The organism is Polymorphospora rubra (assembly GCF_018324255.1).
Classification (GTDB): domain Bacteria; phylum Actinomycetota; class Actinomycetes; order Mycobacteriales; family Micromonosporaceae; genus Polymorphospora; species Polymorphospora rubra.
The window spans coordinates 5365001-5381000 of the sequence record NZ_AP023359.1 but is presented as its reverse complement, the minus strand read 5'-3'; the positions used below and the strand labels follow the sequence as shown (position 1 = coordinate 5381000).

The 16000-nt window shown below is 70.2% G+C and carries 11 protein-coding genes, 3 rRNA genes and 1 pseudogene (1 of these 15 only partly in view); 2 read left to right on the top strand and 13 right to left on the bottom strand.

Annotation, left to right across the window (positions count from 1 at the left end; all coding sequences use genetic code 11):
* From Prubr_RS24405 to Prubr_RS24370, 8 genes and pseudogenes are all read right to left on the bottom strand, one after another.
* Positions 1 to 876 carry a hypothetical protein gene (locus Prubr_RS24405; protein WP_212817203.1) on the bottom strand — a complete coding sequence of 292 codons (876 nt, stop codon included), beginning with the start codon at positions 874 to 876 and terminating at the stop codon, positions 1 to 3.
* Positions 873 to 1811 carry a copper transporter gene (locus tag Prubr_RS24400; protein ID WP_212817201.1) on the bottom strand — a complete coding sequence of 313 codons (939 nt, stop codon included), beginning with the start codon at positions 1809 to 1811 and terminating at the stop codon, positions 873 to 875. Before Prubr_RS24400 ends, Prubr_RS24405 begins: the two co-directional genes overlap by 4 nt.
* 27 nt (positions 1812 to 1838) lie before the next feature.
* A complete protein-coding gene (gene steA / locus Prubr_RS24395) occupies positions 1839 to 3029 on the bottom strand; it encodes a putative cytokinetic ring protein SteA (protein WP_212817199.1) in 1191 nt (396 codons plus the stop codon).
* A gap of 119 nt (positions 3030 to 3148) precedes the next feature.
* Positions 3149 to 4906 (bottom strand): DNA repair protein RecN, encoded by a 1758-nt coding sequence (gene recN / locus Prubr_RS24390; protein ID WP_212817197.1) that lies wholly within the window; start codon positions 4904 to 4906, stop codon positions 3149 to 3151.
* Between the two features lie 210 nt (positions 4907 to 5116).
* Positions 5117 to 5999, bottom strand: a pseudogene (locus tag Prubr_RS24385) (NAD kinase).
* Positions 5996 to 6961 carry a TlyA family RNA methyltransferase gene (locus Prubr_RS24380; RefSeq protein WP_212817195.1) on the bottom strand — a complete coding sequence of 322 codons (966 nt, stop codon included), beginning with the start codon at positions 6959 to 6961 and terminating at the stop codon, positions 5996 to 5998. The pseudogene Prubr_RS24385 and the gene Prubr_RS24380 overlap by 4 nt, the downstream one beginning before the upstream one ends.
* 24 nt (positions 6962 to 6985) lie before the next feature.
* Positions 6986 to 7300: a hypothetical protein gene (locus Prubr_RS24375; protein WP_212817193.1), complete on the bottom strand. Its 315-nt coding sequence runs from the start codon at positions 7298 to 7300 to the stop codon at positions 6986 to 6988.
* Positions 7297 to 8022 carry a phasin family protein gene (locus tag Prubr_RS24370; RefSeq protein ID WP_212817191.1) on the bottom strand — a complete coding sequence of 242 codons (726 nt, stop codon included), beginning with the start codon at positions 8020 to 8022 and terminating at the stop codon, positions 7297 to 7299. The genes Prubr_RS24375 and Prubr_RS24370 overlap by 4 nt, the downstream gene beginning before the upstream one ends.
* Positions 8023 to 8202: 180 nt before the next feature.
* Between Prubr_RS24370 and Prubr_RS24365 the strand changes: the two genes are divergently transcribed.
* Complete coding sequence (locus tag Prubr_RS24365; RefSeq protein WP_212817189.1) at positions 8203 to 8541, top strand: SCP2 sterol-binding domain-containing protein; 339 nt, start codon at positions 8203 to 8205, stop codon at positions 8539 to 8541.
* Between the two features lie 24 nt (positions 8542 to 8565).
* On the opposite strand, the gene Prubr_RS24360 is transcribed toward Prubr_RS24365, so the two are convergent.
* Both Prubr_RS24360 and Prubr_RS24355 read right to left on the bottom strand, forming a co-directional pair.
* The gene (locus Prubr_RS24360) at positions 8566 to 9588 is read right to left on the bottom strand and encodes an HAD-IIA family hydrolase (RefSeq protein ID WP_212817187.1); all 1023 of its coding nucleotides are present in this window, start codon (positions 9586 to 9588) and stop codon (positions 8566 to 8568) included.
* Positions 9585 to 10580, bottom strand: a complete 996-nt coding sequence (locus tag Prubr_RS24355; RefSeq protein WP_246569026.1) for a tetratricopeptide repeat protein — start codon at positions 10578 to 10580, stop codon at positions 9585 to 9587. The genes Prubr_RS24360 and Prubr_RS24355 overlap by 4 nt, the downstream gene beginning before the upstream one ends.
* A gap of 99 nt (positions 10581 to 10679) precedes the next feature.
* Here Prubr_RS24355 and Prubr_RS24350 point away from each other — a divergent pair, with 99 nt between their 5' ends.
* Positions 10680 to 12077 (top strand): hypothetical protein, encoded by a 1398-nt coding sequence (locus Prubr_RS24350; RefSeq protein WP_212817185.1) that lies wholly within the window; start codon positions 10680 to 10682, stop codon positions 12075 to 12077.
* 172 nt (positions 12078 to 12249) lie between these two features.
* Here the strand turns inward: Prubr_RS24350 and rrf are convergent.
* The 3 genes from rrf to Prubr_RS24335 all read right to left on the bottom strand — a co-directional run.
* A 5S ribosomal RNA gene (rrf, locus tag Prubr_RS24345) occupies positions 12250 to 12366 on the bottom strand.
* Positions 12367 to 12471: 105 nt separating this feature from the next.
* A 23S ribosomal RNA gene (locus Prubr_RS24340) occupies positions 12472 to 15580 on the bottom strand.
* A gap of 371 nt (positions 15581 to 15951) precedes the next feature.
* Positions 15952 to 16000 (bottom strand): 16S ribosomal RNA (locus Prubr_RS24335) (it continues 1467 nt past the right edge of the window).
* The 16S, 23S and 5S rRNA genes sit together here, the layout of an rRNA operon.

Genomic DNA, 16000 nt, shown 5'->3' with positions numbered 1-16000 from the left:
TCAGGCGCTACGCCGGCCCAGCGCGTCCAGCTCCCGCAGCCCCGGGGTGCGCTGGATCACCTGGGTGAAGCTGACCTTCTCGCTGGCGGCGGTCAGCGCGGTGAGCACCGCCAGGATCCCGGCCCGCCCCAGCGGCCCGGTCCGGGCGGCCAGCGCCACCCCGAGCAGGGCACCGAGCGCGTTGGCGCCGGAGTCGCCGAGCATGACCCGCTCGTCGAGGTCGTCGGGCAGCAGCGCGGCGGCGGCACCGACCGGTCCGGCGGCCAACCCGCCGGCGGGCCCGGACACCAGCGGGGCGCCGAGCAGCAGCCCCGACTTCAGCGCCCGGCCGGGCCGCAGGTCGAGCAGGTTGACCAGGTTGGCGGTGCCGGCGACGACCCCGGCGCCGAGCAGTGTGTCGACGACCCGGCCGGTACGGCGCTGGCCACGGCGGTGCCGGTGGGCCCGTACGGTCGGGTCGGCGGCGAGCAGGCTCGCGGCGGCGAGTCCGGCCGCACCCACTCCGACGATCTTCAGCAGGCCGCTGGTGACCCGGCCGTCCCCCAGGGCGCGCAGATGGCCGGCGAAGCCCTTGGCCGCCTTCTGGTCGGGGCGGGCGCCGACGACGTCGTCGTAGAGGCCGACTGCGCCGCAGGCGAGTCCGGCGACCGCGGCGGCGGCACCGGACGCCGGCCCGGGCGCTCCGGCGGCGGCGGCGACCGACGCCCCGACGGCCAGGGCCGGTCCGGCGGCCAGCGTCACGGTGCGGCCCCGGAAGTTGGTGCGGTCCAGGGCCGGTGCCTGCGGGGTGGCGGCCACCGCGCCCAGCGCGGCGCGGGCGGCGAGCACACCGACGCCGGCCACCAGGAGGCGGCCGGCGAGACGTCGGGCGTTCACTCGGTCATCTTCGGTACGAGACCGGCGGCACCGCTGTTGACGCCGTACTGTCCGGCCCGGTTGAACATGAACTGCTCGGCGAGGGCGAGCACGGTGACCAGCTGGCCCTGCAGGGTGTTGGCGTGGTCGATGGTCGAGATCGTCTTCGACAGGGTGGGGTCACCGCGGACGACCGCGACGACGTTGCCGCCACTGGCGCCGGTGCCGGCCACGACGAGCGGCCCGACCCGGTCGAACTGCGCGGCGATGGTGACCACCGCCGAGTCCTTCTTGGCGAAGTCCCGGTCGACGTACGGCTGACCGGTGACCAGCAGGACCCCCTGGGCGGGGGTGCCGATCTGCTCGTCGGCGTTGATGTAGCCGGCGGTGCGGTAGGCGCTCAGCACCGACTTGACGTCGGCCTCGACGACCGGCGGGGTGCCCTGCGGGCGTTCGAGCAGCACGTTGGCCAGCAACGCGGCGGATGTCTCCACACCGTTGCTGTTGCGGGGCAGGTCGGCGGCGGGGACGCTGGTCGGCAGCGCGCGGGTGGCGAGTTCGAGCAGTTCGGTGCCGTTCTCCGGGTCGACGAACTTGTCCAGCACATCGATCCTGCCGGTCACGCTGGCTCCGGCGGTCTCGAGCATCGCGGTGACACCCTCGACGTGGTCCTGGCCGGACGGCAGCACCACGAGCGCGACGCGGCGGTCGGTGAGCTTGCCGGCGAGCATGACCGGAGCGGCCTCGGCGACGAAGTCCTCCTCGAGGTCGACCTCCCGCTGGAGGCTGCTGACCGTCTCCCGCAACTGCTGGTTGTCCTTGCGCAGTCCGTTGACGGTGTCGTTCAACTGGTCGGCCACCGGTCCGTTCAGCGCCGCGGTGCCGACGACCAGCCCGATGGCCAGCGCCAGGAACACCGCGGTGAGCGACACCACGTGGTACCGGAAATTGATCACGCCTGAAGCCCCTTGAGCAACGGGGGACTAGAAGAGCCGTCCCAGCAGCTGTCCGATCTGGAAGACCAGATTGTCCCACCATTCGGAGGCGACCCCGAGATAGGTCTTGCCGACGGTGGACACGGCCACCGCCGACGCCATGGCGGCCACCGCCGACAGCACCAGCAACAGCAGCGACGATCCGGAGATGTTCTGCCGGTAGAGCCGGCTGACGCCCTTGGCGTCGACCAGTTTGCCACCGACCTTGAGCCGGGTGAGGAACGTCGACGCCATGCCGCCGCGCCCCTTGTCGAGGAACTCCACCAGGGTGGCGTGGGTGCCGACCGCGACCAGCAGCGACGCGCCCTTCTCGTCGGCGAGCAGCATCGCCAGGTCCTCGCTGGTCGCCGCGGCCGGGAACGTCACCGCCGACAGGCCGAGCTGCTGCACCCGGGCCAGGCCGGGGGCCCGCCCGTCGGGATAGGCGTGCACGATCACCTCGGCGCCACAGCGCAGCACGTCGTCGGTGACCGAGTCCATGTCGCCGATGATCATGTCGGGGGTGTAGCCCGCCTCGACCAGTGCGTCGGCGCCGCCGTCGACGCCGATCAGGACCGGCTTGTACTCGCGGATGTAGGGGCGCAGCACGTCCAGGTCGGCCTTGTAGTCGTAGCCGCGGACCACGATCAGGCAGTGCCGGCCGCCGATACGGGTCTCGATCTCGGGTACGCCCACCCCGTCGAACAGCAGGTCACGTTCCTGCTTGAGGTATTCCATCGTGTTGGCGGCGAACGCCTCCAACTGCACCGACAGGCCCTCCCGGGCGTCGGCCATGGCCTTGGCGACGGTCTCGGCGTCCTGCCGGACACCGTGCGCCACCGGCTCGCCGTCCAGCAGCACCGTGTTGCCGTCGATCCGGACCGTGTCACCCTCGCGGATCGCCTGGAACGCGGTCTCGCCGAGGTCGTCGAGCAGCGGGATGCCGGCCTCGATCAGCACCTCCGGACCGAGGTTGGGGTAACGGCCGGAGACCGACGGCTTGGCGTTGAGAACCGCGGCGACGCCGACGGCGACCAGCGAGTCCGCCGCCACCCGGTCCAGGTCGACATGGTCGATGATCGCGATGTCACCCGGCCGCAATCGTCCGACCATGCGTTTCGTCCGCCGGTCGAGGCGTGCGGTGCCGGTGACGATGCCCGGTTCGACGGTCCGGGTCCGGCGCAAGGTGGGTAGACGCATCGGCACCATCCTGGCATGTGAGGCACAGTTTCCTGTTGCGACATGCCCCGAGCAGAGTCGCAACCTCCAGGGAAGCACACCAGAGCGGGAATCCGTGTGGCTATTGTCACACGGAATGCTCAGTGGCGCCTTTCGCGAGCCGCCACCGCCAGTAGTTCCTCGGCATGTGCGATACCCAGGTCCGAATCGGGCAAACCAGCCAGCATCCGGGCCAGTTCGCGGGCCCGCTCGGTGTCCTCCACCACCTGCACCCCGCTGGTCGTGACCGCTCCCCCGGTGTCCTTGGCGACCACCAGGTGCCGGTCGGCGAACGCCGCCACCTGCGGCAGGTGCGTCACCACCAGCACCTGGTGGCTACGCGCCAACCGGGCCAACCGGCGACCGATTTCCACCGCCGCCTGCCCACCGACACCCGAGTCGACCTCGTCGAAGACCAGTGTCGGCGGCCCGCCCGAGCCCGCGAACACCACCTCGATCGCCAGCATCACCCGCGACAGCTCACCGCCGGACGCCCCCCGCTGCAACGGCAGCGACGGCGCGCCCGGATGGGCCAGCAACCGCAACTCCACCTCGTCGGCGCCGTCCGGCCCGATCCCGACCTCGACCCCGTCGACCGTCACCGTCGGCTCGCCACGCCCGACCGGCCGCGGCAGCACCGCGATCTCGATCCGCGCGTGCGGCATCGCCAACCCGGCCAACTCCACCGTCACCTCGTCGGCGAACCGGGCCGCGGCGGCCCGCCGCGCCGCCGTCAACCGCGCGGCCAGATCGGCGACCTCGGCCGACAGCCGGACCCGTTCCCGCTCCAACTCCTCCAGCACGTCGTCGGAACTGTCCAACTCGGACAGCCGGGTACGCGCCCGCTCCGCCCAGGCGACCACCCCGTCGACGTCGTCGGCGTACTTGCGGGTCAGCCCGCGCAGCACCGCCCGCCGCTCGTAGACCGCCTGGAGCCGGGCCGGATCGGCGTCCAGCGAGTCCAGGTAGGACGACAGCTCCGCCGCGACGTCACCGACCAGGGTCGCCGCCTCCTCGAGGCGACCACCGAGGTCACCGAGGACACGGTCGACACCCGCCTGCGCCTCCAGCGTGCGCCGCGCCGCTCCCAGCAGGCCGGTCACGTCGGGCGTCTCGTCAGCGACGTCGCCGGCACCGGCCAGCGACACGTACGCCAACTGCGCCGCGGTGCGCAGCCCCTCGGCGTGCTCCAGCCGCTGCGCCTCGGCCTTCAGCTCCTCGTCCTCACCGGGCTGCGGATCGGCCCGGCTGATCTCGTCCAGGCCCAGCCGCAGCAGGTCGGCCTCCTGGTTGCGCGCCCGCGCGTTACGGCGCCGGTCGGCCAGGTCGTCGGCGACCCGGCGCCACTGCGCGTACGACTCGTGCGCCGTCGCCAGCAGCTTCTCGTGCTCCGGCCCGGCGAACCGGTCCAGCGCCGCCCGCTGCTCGGCCGGCCGCAGCAGCCGCAACTGGTCGGACTGGCCGTGGACCGCCACCACCTGCTCGCCGATCTCGCCCAACATCGACACCGGCATCGCGCGCCCCCCGACATGCGCCCGCGACCGGCCCTCGACCGTCACCGTACGGCTCAACAGCAGGCAGCCGTCGTCGTCGGGCTCCCCGCCGGCGTCGGCGACCCGGGTGTGCACCCCGGTGGCGGTCGGCTCGGACAGCCGCAACCGCCCCTCCACGACCGCCCGCCCCGGCGCGGCGCGCACCCGGCCGGCGTCGGCCCGCCCGCCGAAGAGCAGTCCGAGCCCGGTGACCACCATCGTCTTGCCCGCACCGGTCTCACCGGTGATGACGTTCATGCCGCCGGTCAACGGCAGCGTGGTGTCCTCGATGACGCCCAGCCCGGTGATTCGAAGCTCTTCCAACACAGGCAATGACAGTAGTGGCGCGGTCCGACGCTTGACCAGCCACGGACGTGCCAGCCGACGGTGCCGTACGCCTCCACCGGTGGCCCGACCGGGGATTCGCCCCGGCCACGCCCGCGGTCCCGGGCGTGTCGCCGATCAAGGACCCCGGCCACCCGGTGGGACCGGCCGGCACCGCCGGCCCGACCACCCGGCCCGGCCCCGAACGGCGGGTCAGCCCCGGTTCCCGCGCCAGCCCGCGACCGGCAGGGCGAACTTCGCGACCAGCCGGTCGGTGAACGGCCGGGGCCGCAACCGGACGATCCGCACCGGCACCGCCCCCGCTGCACCGTGACCCGGGCCCCCGGCGGCAGGTCGTAGACCCGCCGGCCGTCGCAGCACAGCACGGCCAGCGTGGTGAACGGGTCGACGGTGATCGAGAACGTCGACGTCGGCGCGGTCACCAGCGGCCGGCTGAACAGCGCGTGCGCGCTGATCGGCACCAGCAGCAGCGCCTCCACCTCCGGCCACACCACCGGCCCCCGGCCGAGAACGCGTACGCCGTCGAACCGGTCGGGGTGGCACACACCACCCCGTCGCAGCCGTACCTCGACAGCGGCCGGCCGTCGACGTCGACGCGCAGTTCCAGCATCTGGGCCCGCTCGCCCTTCTCGACACTGACCTCGTTCAGGGCCCACGACTCGATCGTCGGCCCGCCGTCGAACTCCGCCCGCACGTCCAGCGTCAACCGCTCGTCCACCGTGTACGCCCGGTCGACCACGTCGCGTACGGCCTGGTCCAGGTCGTTGATCTCGGCCTCGGCCAGGAAGCCGACCTTGCCGAGGTTGATGCCGAGCAGCGGCGCCTTCGCCGGACGGGCCAGGTCGGCGGCGCGCAGGAAGGTGCCGTCCCCGCCGAGCGCGAAGACGATCTCGGCCCCGTCGGCCGGGGTGTCCCCGTCGACCGGCACGATCCCCGGCAGGTCGAGGTCCTCGGCCTCGTCGGCCACCACCCGAACCTCGAAGCCCGCCTCCATGAGGTCGGCGGCCACCGTCCGGGCGTGCTCGGTGCTGCGCCGCCGGCCGGTGTGGGTCACCAGCAGGGCCACCCGACTCATCGGGCCTCCTCCCCAGTACGCGGCCGACCGGCCACCGGGCCGACCCCGGCACCGTCGAAACCACCCGGCCCGGGAGCCGGACCGGGATCGTCGGGGCCGGGTGCGGCCGGCCCGGGGACGCCGTCCGCCTCGGCGGGGTCGGTGCCGTCGGCTGCCCCCGCGGGCCCGGCCGCGACGACCGCCCGCACCCGCTCCGCACCGATCCCCGCCGCGCCGCGGCGCAACCACACGAAGAACTCCACGTTCCCGCTGGGCCCCGGCAGCGGGCTGGCCACCACGTCGGCGAGGCCGAGTCCGAGGGCGGCGGCCGACGCCGCCACGTCCAGCACCGCCTCGGCCCGCAGCGCCGGGTCACGGACCACCCCGCCCGCGCCGACCCGCTCCCGCCCCACCTCGAACTGCGGTTTGACCATCAGTGCCAGGTCGCCGTCGGTACGCGTACACGCGGCGAGCGCCGGCAGCACCAGCCGCAGCGAGATGAACGACAGGTCCGCCACCGTCAGGTCGACCGGGCCACCGATCTGCTCCGGGGTCAGCGACCGCACGTTGGTCCGCTCGAAGACCCGTACCCGGTCGTCGCCGCGCAGCGACCAGGCGAGCTGGCCGTAGCCGACGTCGACCGCGACGACCTCGGCCGCCCCCGCGCGCAGCAGCACGTCGGTGAACCCGCCGGTCGACGCGCCCGCGTCCAGGCACCGCCGGCCGGTCACCGCCAGCCCGGCGGGCCCGAACGCGGCCAGCGCGCCGGCCAGCTTGTGGCCGCCGCGCGAGACGTACTCCTGCTTCGGGTCGTCGCCGACGACCCGGACCGGGTCGGCCGGGTCGACCATGGCCGCGACCTTGCGGGCGACGACCCCGCGCACCTGGACCCGCCCGGCCTCGACGAGGGCGGCGGCCTGTTCGCGGGAACGGGCCAGGCCACGACGGACGAGTTCGGCGTCCAGCCGGGTACGGCGAGCCATGGGTGTCTCCGGGAGGGCGGGCGGTCAGCCGTGGTCGATGGTGGCGAGGGTTTCCTGGAGCGTGCGGTGCGCCGCCTCGTACTGGGCGATCTGGTCCGCCGGCGGCAGGTCGGCGGCGTTGGCCATCGCCTGGATCGCGGCGTCGACCGCCGGGTGGCCGGAGCCGCCGGCCCCGGCGACGGTCGGCAGTGCCAACGCGTCCCCGTCCGCCGACCACCGGCCGTCGCCCGGCGCGGCCGGTCGGAAGCCGCCGGCGGGCGGGGCCGGCCGGGGACCACCGGGCGGCGGGCCGGGCCGGGCACCGCCCGGAGGCGGGCCGGGCCTTCCGGGTACGGTCACGCTTCCGCGCTCCCGGCCGGCGGGGCCGCCTTCTTGACAGCCTTCTTCGCGACCGCCTTCTTGGCCGGAGCCGCCTTCTTCGCCGCGGCGCGCCTGGGCGTGACCCCCTTGGTCGGGGCGGCGGCCACCTCGGTCGGCGCCTCGACGGCCGATGCCCGGCTGACCGGCGGCTCGGTGACCAGGTCGGCCGGGGCCGGCTCGAACAGCGGCGACACCGCCCGGCCCACCTCGGACCGCTTCGCCACGGTCTTCTTCGCGACCGCCTTCTTCGCCACGGCCTTCTTCGCCACCGGCTTCTTCGCCACCGGCTTCTTGGCCACGGCCTTCTTCGCCACCGGCTTCGCGGCGGTGGGTGCCGCCGGCGGTGCGCCGGCGGCCGGGAGCAACGCGGCACCGGCCGCCTCGGCCGCATCCGCGCGGGCCTGGGTCTCGATCAGTTCGCGCTCCAGATCACGTACCCGGGTGGTCAGGTCGGCGACCTCCTCGGCCGTGGCCAGCCCCACCGCGCCCAGCGTCCGGTCCACCTCGAAGCGGACCAGCTTGGTCAACGCCTCCCGGTTGGCCGCGCTCGTGGTCAGCAGTTCCTCTGCCATCGCCTGGAGCTGGGCGGCGGTCGCCCCGCCGGCACCGACGAGGTTGCGGGCCGCCCGCTCGGCCTTCTTCTTCGACGCCTCGGTCAGCCCGAGAGCCATCTCGAGGTATGCCCGCCACGCGTCCGGCATGCCCGGTCCCCTTCCCGATCGCGAATCCTCCGGGTGTCACGCTACCGGGCGCCGCCACCGGGACGGTGCGGTACGGTGCGCAGAACGGGCGCGCCGTGACGACGTACGCCGATCGGAGCACGACCTCCCGCCCGGCCGGCGCGGCTCCGGCCGGCGACACGACGACGATGGAGGCGACAGGTGGCCACGGTTGACGAGTGCCGGCAGGCTCTGCACGATCTGGCGGACCGGCTCGCCGCGAACGCGGCCAAGGTACGCGACCGGGTGGACCTCGACCGCACCCTCGCCTGCCGGGTCACCGACCTCGACACCGCCTTCCACGGCCGGCTCACCGACGGCCACCTGGTCGACCTCGCCGACGGCGACGACCCGAAGGCCAAGATCGCGCTGACCACCTCCAGCGACGACCTGATCGCCCTCGTCCGCGGCGAACTCGACGTCACCAGGGCCGTCGGCACCCGCCGGATCTCGATCAGCGCAAGCCCGTTCGACCTGCTGAAGCTGCGCAAGCTCCTCTGAGGACGGCCAGCCCGCCGCAGCCGGTCAGCCGGTCAGGCCGAGTTCCCGCAACGCGGCCCGCGCCGGCTCCGAGCCGGCGGCCGGCGCCACCTCGCGCGCCACGGACCGCGACCAGGCCGCCGCGCACAGGGCGGCGAGCGCGTCGAGCGTCGACCCGGACCCGTCGAGCCGCAGCCCGTCGCCGGTCACCCGCCAGCCGCCGCTCGCCGGCTCCCCCGCCGGCACCCGCACCACACCGTCCACGTCGAACAGTCCACGTAGGTCGTACCCGACGAAGGTGGGTCGGCGCTCCGCGGGTGCGCCCAGCAACTCCCGGGCGTCACTGACCCCGGTCAGCACCAGCAGCGAATCCATGCCGGCCCGCACCGCACCCTCGATGTCGGTGTCGAGCCGGTCACCGACGACCAGCGGCCGGGACGCACCGACCCGCTCGGCGCCGGTACGGAACAGCCCCGGCGCCGGCTTCCCGACCACGATGTCCGGGTCCCGGTCCAGCGCCGTACGCAGCACCGCCACCAGCGACCCGTTGCCGGGCAGCGGCCCGCGCGGGCTCGGCAGGGTGCGGTCGGTGTTCGTCGCCACCCAGATCGCGCCGGCCCGCACCGCGAGCGCCGCCTCGGCCAGCTCGGCCCAGCCGACCCGTGGCCCGTAGCCCTGGACGACCGCGACCGGCTCCTCGTCGGCGCGGCCGACCGGGACGAGACCGACCTCGCCGATCTCGTCCCGCAACGCGTCGGCGCCGACGACGAGCACCCGGTCCCCGGGAGCCAGCCGCCCGGCGAGGACGGCCGCGGCCGCCCCCGCCGAGGTGACCACCTCGTCAGCGCCGGCGGGTACCCCCATCCCGGTCAGCAGTTCCGCGACGTCGGCGGCCCGCCGGGAGGCGTTGTTCGTCGCGTACGACACCGACCGCCCCTCGTCGTGCAGCCGCCCGATCGCCTCGACGGCACCGGGAATCGGCTCGTCGATCAGGTAGACGACCCCGTCAAGATCAAAAATGACCAGGTCGTACGCGTCGACCAGCCGACCCTGCCGCGGCCCGCTCACTGACCGGCCGGCCCCGGCCGTTCACCGGTCGTACCGGCCACGTCGCCACCGGTCTGACCGTCGCCGTCGGCGGAGTCGCTGCCGGTCGACCGGTCGACGTCGGCATCCGGACCGGACGCGACGGCCGAGGGCTCGTCGTCCGGCTCGAACGACAGGTCCTTGTCGTCGTCGCCGTGCCCGGTCTCGTCCACCCGCGTGGCGTCGCTCTCCGGCCGGTCGCCGTCGTCGCCCCGTACGGCGGCGGCCGTCTCGACGGCTGCCACCTCCCGGTCGGCGGGCACGGTGTCGTCGTCCGCCGCGGCGTTCGGGTCGTCGTCCCCGAGGCCCTCGGCCTCGTCGTCGACAGCCGTCTCGTCGCCGTCCTCGAGCTCCTCGTCGTCGCCCTCGATCTGCACGCCGTCGAGTTCGAGCAGCCGCTCGGCCGCGTCCGTCTCACCGTCCTCGTCGGCCTCCACGGCCCGGGCGAACCACTCCCGGGCCTCGTCCCGACGCCCGACCGCCAGCAGCGAGTCCGCGTACGCGTACCGCAGCCGGCCGGCCCACGGCTCGGTCGCCTTGCCACTGAGCTCGCGGACCTGGAGCATCGCGACCGCCGCCTCGCCCTGGCCGAGGTCACCGCGCGCCCCGGCCGCGACGATGAGCAGTTCGATCGCGGTCGCCGGGTCGAGCGCGTCGCGGTCCGCGCCCCGGAACAGGTCGATCGCCCGCTCCGGGCGGCCGAGCGCCCGCTCACTGTCCGCGAGCACCGCCAGGTGCGTCTGCCGCCCGCTCATCCGGTGGTACGTCCGCAGCTCCGCGATCGCGGTCTGCCACTCCCCGGCCCGGTACGCCGCCAGCCCGACCGCCTCACGTACGGCGGCGATCCGCGACGCCAACCGACGGGCGGCGAGCGCGTGCGCCAGCGCCTCCTCAGGCTCCTCGTCGATCAGCAGACCGGTCGCCACGAGGTGTCGGGCAACCGTCTCCGCGACCGGCTTGGCGAGCGAGAGCAGTTCGGCCCGTACGTCCTTGTCCAGGTCGCTGGCCACGATCTCGTCCGACAACTCGGGCGCGCCGGGCGCCGACACCCGCTCCGGCTCGGTCGCCGGGCGGTGCTCGTCGCGGTCGCGGTACCCGCCGTCGCGGCGCTGCTCTCGGTCGAACCCGCCACGCCGGTCGTCCCCTCCCCGGTCGCCACGGTAGCCACCCTCGCGGGGCCCGCGGTCGCGGTCGCCGCCACGGAAGCCACCCTCACGGGGACCACGGTCCCGGTCACCACCGCGGAAGCCACCCTCACGCGGCGGACCCGAACGGAACCCGCCCTCACGGTCACCACCACGGAAACCACCCTCACGCGGGCCACGGTCCCGGTCACCACCACGGAACCCGCCCGGCCGGTCCCCGCCACGCGGGCGATCCGAACGGAAGCCCCCGTCACGATCCCCGCCCCGGTAGCCACCCTCGCGAGGGCCGCGGTCGCGGTCGCCGCCACGGAAGCCACCCTCACGGGGACCACGGTCGCGGTCACCGCCACGGAAGCCACCCTCACGCGGCGGACCCGAACGGAACCCGCCCTCACGGTCACCACCGCGGAAACCACCCTCACGCGGGCCACGGTCGCGGTCACCACCGCGGAAGCCACCCTCACGGGAACCCCCGTCACGAGGGCCACGGTCGCGATCTCCGCCACGGAAGCCACCCTCACGGGGACCACGGTCGCGGTCACCGCCACGGAAGCCACCCTCACGGGGACCACGGTCGCGGTCACCACCGCGGAAGCCACCCTCACGGGAACCCCCGTCACGAGGGCCACGGTCGCGGTCGCCACCGCGGAAGCCACCCTCACGCGGCGGACCCGAACGGAACCCGCCCTCACGGTCACCACCGCGGAAACCACCCTCACGCGGACCACGGTCCCGGTCACCACCACGGAACCCGCCACCGCGGGAATCACGGTCTCCGCCCCGGAAGCCGCGGTCGCCGCCGTCACGTGGCGGACCCGAACGGTATCCACCGTCACGGTCACCACCGCGGAACCCGCCCTCACGCGGACCACGGTCGCGGTCACCACCGCGGAAGCCACCCTCACGGGAACCCCCGTCACGAGGGCCACGGTCGCGATCTCCGCCACGGAAGCCACCCTCACGGGGACCACGGTCCCGGTCACCGCCACGGAAGCCACCCTCACGCGGCGGACCCGAACGGAACCCGCCCTCACGGTCACCACCGCGGAAGCCGCCCTCACGCGGGCCACGGTCCCGGTCACCACCACGGAAGCCGCCACCGCGGGAATCACGGTCTCCGCCACGGAAGCCACCCTCACGGGAACCTCCGTCACGTGGGCCACGGTCCCGATCCCCACTCCGGTAGCCGCCCTGGCCGGAGCCGCCCTGGCGGCCGCCGTCCCGGTCGTCGCGGTAGCCACCGCGCTGGCCGCCGGAGTAGCCGCCGCGGTCACCCGCTCCGCCCCGGTCCCGGTCACCTCGGTACGGCGGACGGTCGCCTCGTGAAGACCAGTCACGGTCGCGGCCGCGCTCGGGTCGGTCGTCGTCGCGACGAGGGCGGTTGCCGCCCTCCGGTCCTGAACTCACAGCTATGTCCTTCCTCGGGCCGTCGGCGACGGCGGGCGTAACACAGTTAAGGGCCGACCCCTGGGAAAGGGGCGGCCCTCAACTATAAGAAGTCCGGCGGTGTCCTACTCTCCCACACCCTCACAAGTGCAGTACCATCGGCGCTGGAGGGCTTAGCTTCCGGGTTCGGAATGTAACCGGGCGTTTCCCCTCCGCCATAACCGCCGTAACACTATCGACTTATCAAACACCACCCCAACACCACCCAAAATTTCTGGGCGGGGGGTCGGGTGTTCGTTTGTCGGGAATCACACAGTGGACGCGTAGCAGCTTAGTAGTCAAGTCCTCGGCCTATTAGTACCGGTCAACTCAACACGTTACCGTGCTTACATCTCCGGCCTATCAACCCAGTCGTCTAACTGGGAGCCTTACCCCACCAAAGTGGGTGGGATACCTCATCTTGAAGCGAGCTTCCCGCTTAGATGCTTTCAGCGGTTATCCCTTCCGAACGTAGCCAACCAGCCATGCTCCTGGCGGAACAACTGGCACACCAGAGGTTCGTCCGTCCCGGTCCTCTCGTACTAGGGACAGCCCTTCTCAAGTATCCTACGCGCACGGCGGATAGGGACCGAACTGTCTCACGACGTTCTAAACCCAGCTCGCGTACCGCTTTAATGGGCGAACAGCCCAACCCTTGGGACCTGCTACAGCCCCAGGATGCGACGAGCCGACATCGAGGTGCCAAACCATCCCGTCGATATGGACTCTTGGGGAAGATCAGCCTGTTATCCCCGGGGTACCTTTTATCCGTTGAGCGACACCGCTTCCACACGCAAGTGCCGGATCACTAGTCCCGACTTTCGTCCCTGCTCGACCCGTCAGTCTCACAGTCAAGCTCCCTTGTGCACTTACACTCAACACCTGATTGCCAACCAGGATGAGGGAACCTTTGGGCGCCTCCGTTACCCTTTAGGAGGCAACCGCCCCAGTTAAACTACCCACCAGACACTGTCCCTGAACCGGATCACGGCCCCAAGTTAGATACCCAAATCAACCAGAGTGGTATTTCAAGATTGCCTCCACCTGTACTGGCGTACAAGCTTCACCGGCTCCCACCTATCCTACACAAGCTAATTCAGATACCAATGTCAAGCTATAGTAAAGGTCCCGGGGTCTTTCCGTCCTGCCGCGCGTAACGAGCATCTTTACTCGTAATGCAATTTCGCCGGGCCTGTGGTTGAGACAGTGGGGAAGTCGTTACGCCATTCGTGCAGGTCGGAACTTACCCGACAAGGAATTTCGCTACCTTAGGATGGTTATAGTTACCACCGCCGTTTACTGGCGCTTAAGTTCTCAGCTTCGCCCCGAAGAGCTAACCGGTCCCCTTAACGTTCCAGCACCGGGCAGGCGTCAGTCCATATACATCGAATTACTTCTTCGCATGGACCTGTGTTTTTAGTAAACAGTCGCTTCCCCCTGCTCTCTGCGGCCATACCACGCTCCAGGAGCAAGTCCCTTCACGCGTCCGGCCCCCCTTCTCCCTAAGTTACGGGGGCAATTTGCCGAGTTCCTTAACCACAGTTCGCCCGATCGCCTCGGTATTCTCTACCTGACCACCTGTGTCGGTTTGGGGTACGGGCCGCTAAGAACTCGCTAGAGGCTTTTCTCGGCAGCATAGGATCACTGACTTCACCTGAATCGGCTCGGCATCACGTCTCAGCCACAAGGTGTGCGGATTTGCCTACACACCGGCCTACACGCTTACCCCGGCACAACCACCGGCCGGGTCCAGCTACCTTCCTGCGTCACCCCATCGCTTGACTACTACCCGCCAGGTTCCCAGGCTCACCAGCATCAGTCCGAAGACCTCCACCAGATCACATGGTTAGCACAACGAGGTTCATCATGGGCGCTCTTTCGCGGGTACGGGAATATCAACCCGTTGTCCATCGACTACGCCTCTCGGCCTCGCCTTAGGTCCCGACTCACCCAGGGCGGATTAACCTAGCCCTGGAACCCTTGGTCATCCGGCGGAAGGGTTTCTCACCCTTCATTCGCTACTCATGCCTGCATTCTCACTCGTGCCGCGTCCACAACTGGATCACTCCGCTGCTTCACCCCCGGCACGACGCTCCCCTACCCATCCACACACCTGCACCCGGAACCAAAGGCTCCAGGCGAAGTAAAAATGTGAATGCCACAGCTTCGGCGGTGTACTTGAGCCCCGCTACATTGTCGGCGCGGAACCACTTGACCAGTGAGCTATTACGCACTCTTTAAAGGGTGGCTGCTTCTAAGCCAACCTCCTGGTTGTCTATGCGACCCCACATCCTTTTCCACTTAGCACACGCTTAGGGGCCTTAGCTGGTGATCTGGGCTGTTTCCCTCTCGACTACGAAGCTTATCCCCCGCAGTCTCACTGCCACGCTCTAACTTACCGGCATTCGGAGTTTAGCTGATTTCGGTAAGCTTGTAGGCCCCCTAGACCATCCAGTGCTCTACCTCCGGCAAGAAACACGCAACGCTGCACCTAAATGCATTTCGGGGAGAACCAGCTATCACGGAGTTTGATTGGCCTTTCACCCCTAACCACAGGTCATCCCCCAACTTTTCAACGTTGGTGGGTTCGGCCCTCCACACGGTCTTACCCGCGCTTCAGCCTGCCCATGGCTAGATCACTCCGCTTCGGGTCTAGAACATGCGACTAAACGCCCTATTAAGACTCGCTTTCGCTACGGCTACCCCACACGGGTTAACCTCGCCACATGCCACTAACTCGCAGGCTCATTCTTCAAAAGGCACGCCGTCACCCCTAAAGGCTCCGACGGATTGTAGGCGAACGGTTTCAGGTACTATTTCACTCCCCTCCCGGGGTACTTTTCACCATTCCCTCACGGTACTAGTCCGCTATCGGTCACCAGGAAGTATTCAGGCTTACCAGGTGGTCCTGGCAGATTCACGGCAGATTACAGGGGTCCGCCGCTACTCGGGAACATCCACAGAAGACCAGCCACTTTCACCTACCGGACTATCACCGACTACGGTTGGCTTTCCCACACCATTCGGCTAGCAACTGGCTTTATAACTTCTCGAACAAGTGTCAGCTTGTCCAGCAGAGTCCCACAACCCCGACCACGCAACCCCTGACAGGTATCACACGCAACCGGTTTAGCCTAAATCCGCTTTCGCTCGCCACTACTCACGGAATCACTATTGTTTTCTCTTCCTACGGGTACTGAGATGTTTCACTTCCCCGCGTTCCCTCCACACACCCTATGCATTCAGGTGCGGGTGACATCACATGACTGATGCCAGGTTTCCCCATTCGGACACCCTGGGATCACAGCTCGGTTGACAGCTCCCCCAGGCCTATCGCGGCCTCCCACGTCCTTCATCGGCTCCTGGTGCCAAGGCATCCACCGTCCGCCCTTGACAACTTGACCACAAAGATGCTCGCGTCCACTGTGTAATTCTCAACAAACGACCAACCCACAACCCACAGCACCACACCAGACCACAACCCAGCCCCTTCACAGAGACCACATCGCGCGGTATGCGGCACCAGGCCATGCCTGGACCATCCGAAACAACAACCCACCACGTGGCTTGTTCTTTCAGGACCCAACAGGATGCTCACATCCCCCACCAGCCGCACCACACCACCGTTCCCACCCCGAAAACTCGGAGCTGTACTAGATCCATGTGGCCGTTGCCGGCAGAAAACTCACCAGTGTCTCCGCCAAATGAGCAACCCCGACCCGACATCCGCAGGCCGCGGGCTCCTAGCCGACCTTCGCCGGCAGGCGCTCCTTAGAAAGGAGGTGATCCAGCCGCACCTTCCGGTACGGCTACCTTGTTACGAC

Excerpts from the sequence above, each read along its gene's own strand:
- Prubr_RS24380 (WP_212817195.1), bottom strand. The coding sequence starts at position 6,961 with ATGGCTCGCCGTACCCGGCTGGACGCCGAACTCGTCCGTCGTGGCCTG.
- steA (WP_212817199.1), bottom strand. The coding sequence starts at position 3,029 with ATGCGTCTACCCACCTTGCGCCGGACCCGGACCGTCGAACCGGGCATC.
- Prubr_RS24370 (WP_212817191.1), bottom strand. The coding sequence starts at position 8,022 with ATGCCGGACGCGTGGCGGGCATACCTCGAGATGGCTCTCGGGCTGACC.